This window comes from Amycolatopsis sp. NPDC051061 (assembly GCF_040682935.1).
In the GTDB taxonomy this organism is placed as follows: Bacteria; Actinomycetota; Actinomycetes; order Mycobacteriales; family Pseudonocardiaceae; genus Amycolatopsis.
In genome coordinates, this window is record NZ_JBFBBZ010000112.1 from 1 (window position 1) to 5368 (window position 5368).

The following is a 5368-nucleotide window of genomic DNA, read 5'->3' on the forward strand; positions in this document are numbered from 1 at the left end:
GTACGACCGGCGCTTGCGAGCAGGCATGAGGACATCCTTTCAACAGGACGACTGGTCCTGCTAACTCGGTGTCCACTACCCGGGGTGAACCTCAGTACTGGTGATGGACAACCTCAATACCCACGGCATCGCCTCGCTCTACGAGGCCTTCGGACCCGGCGAAGCCTTCGCGCTGGCCCAGCGTCTCGAGAAGTCAAGGCATGCGGTCCACCATACGCGCTTGCCACGATAGACGAGACCGTCGGTGGCCAGCTGCTGTTACTCTGACTGGCCGCGATGCGCGTCTCTATGGGATAATTGAGTGTCCGAGGACGATCTTGCTCACTATCTACACGGCTACATCTTGACGTCATCGCGAAAGTCGATGATCAGGCGTCTGTGCTCGCGACAATGTGCGTAGCCTGTCCCTCCAATTACAGCGCGCCCTCGCAACAGGACGGTGGAGCAAGGTCTCGAAATGGCAACGATGACGGATTATGCGTAACAAGTGGCCGCCCGGAGGCGAGCTAGTTGCCATGGATCATCACAGCAGCGACAGCTGCCCGCCACCAAAGACACCCACTGAATGCATTTGAGAGGTCAAATCTTGAGCGCCAACTCGACCGAACTCACGTTCTCAAACGTCGCCAAGATGTTGAAGTCCAGATACCCAGGAAAAGAAGTAAGCGCCGCTGTCGATGCTTTATCTGGGGCACTCATCGTACTATCACCACTAATACTAGGAATCAACCCGGCGCCCGTACTGGCCTTCATAGGAGCAAAAAACGAGATACTGAAGGCCGGGAATCTTATAGTTAGAAAGCTCGCAAGATCGAGCATAAATTCAGACTTAACGCGCCACGAATTACTCTCCAGTGCATACTGCACAATCTGCTTTACCGCTTTCTTTGAAGCTATCGATAATTTTCTTCCAGGACTAAGGAAGCAACTAGGGTTACTACCTAGCGATACGCTCACCCTGACCTACAAAGCAGCTCGCGAGATCGCCCCGCAAGCGAGCAACAAAGAGCCGGCCGAACTTTTCTCACTCTCCGATTGGAATATCGCACTTCCCCACCCAACTGACACACTCGAGCAGAATGGTGATATTCTCGAACGTCTTTACGGTTCAATGGCGAAAGAATTTAGTAAGCTAATTCAACAATTATCCTATTGGGAGGATATAGACGAGACCGCCAAGGAGAAAGTGGCTGCATCGATCCGCGAACTGCCAAAAGTCGCACGAAATATGTACAAAGGCCAATACTTGGCTCTTTGCACAAAGTTTAGCGAATTCGAGATTTGGGCAAACCTACATGAACACACCGTAACCAGGCAGCGCTTCGACGCGTTAGCCACCGACACGAAGATTGCACTTGAACTTGCACTTAAGCAGCAAGAACGCAATGCAACAATCGACGTCGGCCTTAAAAGTATCGAAGATGCATTGACAGAAGTAGTCCACATTTCTTCGAGCAACCTTGATGGAATCCTGGACGGTCTCAGTACGTCATATAAGTCCGAGGTCGAACTCCCGGTAATTGATGATACGTACTCCAGCATTGACGGAGTCGACCTAAAATATCCACGTAAGTCTGAGATATTTGTACCTCAAGCTTTTCGCGCAATCCGCTATCGCAAAGAAGTCGGCCAACTCGAAAATGAATCCCTTTGGCAACAAAATGAAGTAGTTGAAGACATTGGTCGTTACATACTTAATAACCTATCAAGTCCGTATAGCATCGAATCACCGCTTATAATACTCGGCCAACCCGGATCAGGAAAATCCCTCTTGACCGAAATGCTTGCAGCAAGGCTCGCGTCGCCTGAATATAACCCGATCCGCGTTGAATTACGTGACATCAACCCCGATTCGGATATTCAGACACAAATTGAGGAACAGATCCGTGCCGAAACTGGACGAGAAGCCAATTGGGCCGAACTTGTAGGCCACTGCTCAGGACGTCCACCTCTTGTTATCCTTGACGGTTATGATGAGTTGCTTCAAGCTAGCGGTAAAGTCTTCAGCACGTATCTTATGAGCGTTGCGAATTTTCAGCGCCGTGAACGAGTCCAAGGAAGGCCAGTTCGAATTATTGTCACCAGTCGAGTGACGTTAATCGACAAGGCGGAGATTCCGTTCGGTGCCACCATAATTCGCCTTGAAGAATTTGATGACAAACGAATGCGACTCTGGACAAGCATTTGGAATAGAGTAAACTCTCCGTACTTTCTATCGCGCGACGTAAGCCCCTTCAGTCTGCCTGCAGATGAAAACCTTTTGAGCCTGGCAAGTCAGCCACTCTTGCTACTGATGCTAGCGCTTTACGACTCTGAATCCAACAGATTATCAAAAAGTGGGGCGATCGACCAGACAGTACTTTATTACAGCTTACTCAATAGGTTCATTCTCCGAGAGCGAATGAAGGGTGACGACGGTGCTGAATTCCGCGCATTACCGGAAGCCGAACGCGATTTAGTAGTCAGCGCCGACCTCAAACGACTGGGCGTGGCCGCTATCGGTATGCTAAACCGGCGGTCTCTTAATATTACGAAGTCGGCGCTAGACAATGACCTCAAGTACTTCGATCTACTCAAGTCCGTAAAACCGACATCCGGCGTTCAGCTCGGCCAAGCCGAACTACTGCTTGGAAGCTTCTTTTTCGTTCACGAGTCACGCTCAAAGATTTTGACCGAGCCACGGGCGAAAGATTCGGTCCTGTCGGCATTTGAATTTCTCCACAACACATTCGGTGAGTTTCTTGCTGCCGAATGGATAGTTTCCACCGTGATCGGCGAGACGGAGGTGATCAGGCATCTGAGAAGTGAGCCATCCCTTGCAACCGTTTTACACCAACGACTAGAGAACAAAGATGGCCTACCCAACAGCTGGTTCGCCACCCTAATGGCAACACCACTTTTCGGTCGCCCCGTTGTCCTTAGCATGATCCGTGAATGGATTGTTCATCGTCTACGATATATTGGGCGAACTCTAGACGAATTTACGATTGATCTGGAAACCATATTCTATTCGCAAGCGAGACGCATACTATCGAGCAGCAACCTTCCTGAAATGCTTCTCGGAGGCGAAGAAACTCCTTTTCCGCGGGGATCGGTCTTAGCTAATTTAGCAACATATACACTGAACCTCGTCTTACTACGATGCACCATTGGCAGCCCCTTCTCTGTTGACCTGAATCGCCTTTCTTCGGACAACTTTCCAAAACCCTGGGCCAACATCATCGACCTTTGGCGCGCCGGTCTCGGGCAAGATGCACTTATGGGGATAAGTGCGATTATTTCCAGCCATGTGGACAGCAGTGGGATAACCTTGTCGTCTCGAGTCATTTTCGGCTCGACGGCGTCACAGGATCAGCTCTCTGGACTCTACGACCTGGCAACCTCGGTTGGCGACGACCTATTAGCAACGCTTACCGGCTGGGCACTGCAAGATGTTAAACCATTAGACCCCCCTAATCTCAATACCTTGGCCGAAATGCCAGCATTCTTGAATACTGCGTTCAATGTCGAAATTAGCGCCAGGCGAGACCTCCGAGCACACTACTCAAACGGCTACCCGAAAGCGGCGCCGATCCAAGATGGGCCGCATGATCAAACAGCCAGCTCATACCGTCTACGAGTTCTTGATGGTCGCATAAGTCGCGACCGATCGGAAGAGTTAGATCAGAGGATCCTGCTTGGCGAAAATACGGAACTTGCAATGGATCTTATCTGCTCTTATCCGGTATTCCACAGCTTTGACCTTTCCGAAGATGAATACGATATGGTCGTGTTAGAACGCACGCTCGTTGCCGCCGAAGCTATCGCGAGATTTTACGATTACGAGAGATGTCAATTTAGACCATACGTCGACTCAGGAATAAATCACTTCTCAAAGGCGGTCACTGCCGCGGCTGTGCGACTAGCCAAAACAGAAATTAAATCCTTCCCTCCAGAGGTCGGGTACGAACTTATCGCCTCCGACCTCCTGGATGACACAGGACTTGAGAAACACAAAAGCTCGCTACTCGGAACCGCGGCGCCGATCTGGGCAATAGCAAGTCGTCGTTACCCGACAATTCTCAGGCTACTTAATCGGTCCGAGCGCGACGGCCGCCTTGACTGGGTTCATCAGGTCATTCGTGGGTTCTCTGAAATTGATGGGCCATCCTTGGTTACTTCCCTCGGGGCAGCCAGTACGATAGCCCTGCTTCGCTACGGCAGAGCTGAAGATTTAGCTAGATCAGAGGTGCAATCTCGACCGGATGGGAGCATTCAAGAACCCGCCGGGGGCGTTCAAGGAATCGTCGCATGGACTATGAAGTTAGCAAACCCTTATGAGTTACATTTTGCTATTGCAGAGCTCGTTAAACTACTCGAAGCATCTAATCGCTCGTGGTTAAGACACCTGGGCATGGCCGACCTGGATACCCGCGAGTACTTGCAAGGGATAGCCCAATCCTTCAGCAGCTCGCTACCCGCCTCGATCTTAGCATCAATAGATTCTCTTCTTAGCGGCGATAAATTGCCCCGCCGACGACCTAATAACCAAGCAAAGTAGTTTACCGCGAACCGTTGTAACTCTTGCCATCCACACGACAGGTCAGCGTCATCGTGACGGTGCACCTCACGGACCTCGCCACTGCCGCCAGCCAGCTCTGTCACACTCGCTACGACAGCCACCCAGGCGGTTGACCTGCCAGTTGTTATTCGTGACGGCTGTGACGGGCTCTTCGAGCCCGTCACAGCCGTCACGTACCGGTTCTCAGCGCCGGATTCAAGTCCAAGGCCCGCCGCGTCACATCGGGCGATCCAAGGGCCGAGCTGACCGGTGCGAGCCGTCTGCCGCAGCGGGCGGTTAATGATGCCGCAGCGGGCGGTTAATGAACTCAAGGACGACCTATCCGGTCTCGCTCCCGCCCATTGATCCTCGACTCGACTAAGCTTCGCCGATTTAGTTGGGCGAGCAGCTACAGATGGCGCTCGAGGATCTCAGATAGTTTTTGCAACCGGCGAAGAGGAGGGCTCCCTACATGAAATGCTCGATGTGCTGCCACATAAACTTATTTCGCAACCGCGTCGCGCAAAGTTGCTGCGGCAAATAAGGAAAGCGTTAAGAGTCTGCGGATAGATTCGACTACTGCGCAGCGAAAGCACCTAAGTTGCGGGTCGGCCATCTCTTCGCGGATTGCGGATCTTCCACCACTCGTCCCGCAAGGGGTCGGCAGGAGGCCAGTAGCTCAGTTCTGCGGCTTCCGCAGCGGCGCGGAAGCGGCCGTTGAGTAGCAGGCCGACTAGTACTCCAGTCGTAGTTCGTGATGGTCATGGTTCGTGGGCCGATTGTCGCTGGTAGTGGCCTTGCTGGGCGCGATATTGGTGGCGTCTGCGC

Annotated in this window: 1 protein-coding gene; it reads left to right on the top strand. The window is 52.1% G+C overall.

The window, feature by feature from the left end:
• Nucleotides 1-631: 631 nt before the first annotated feature.
• Nucleotides 632-4540: a hypothetical protein gene (locus AB0N03_RS51805; protein WP_364388874.1), complete on the top strand. Its 3909-nt coding sequence runs from the start codon at nt 632-634 to the stop codon at nt 4538-4540.
• The last annotated feature ends 828 nt before the right edge of the window (nt 4541-5368 follow it).

Excerpts from the sequence above, each read along its gene's own strand:
- AB0N03_RS51805 (WP_364388874.1), top strand. The coding sequence starts at position 632 with ATGTTGAAGTCCAGATACCCAGGAAAAGAAGTAAGCGCCGCTGTCGAT.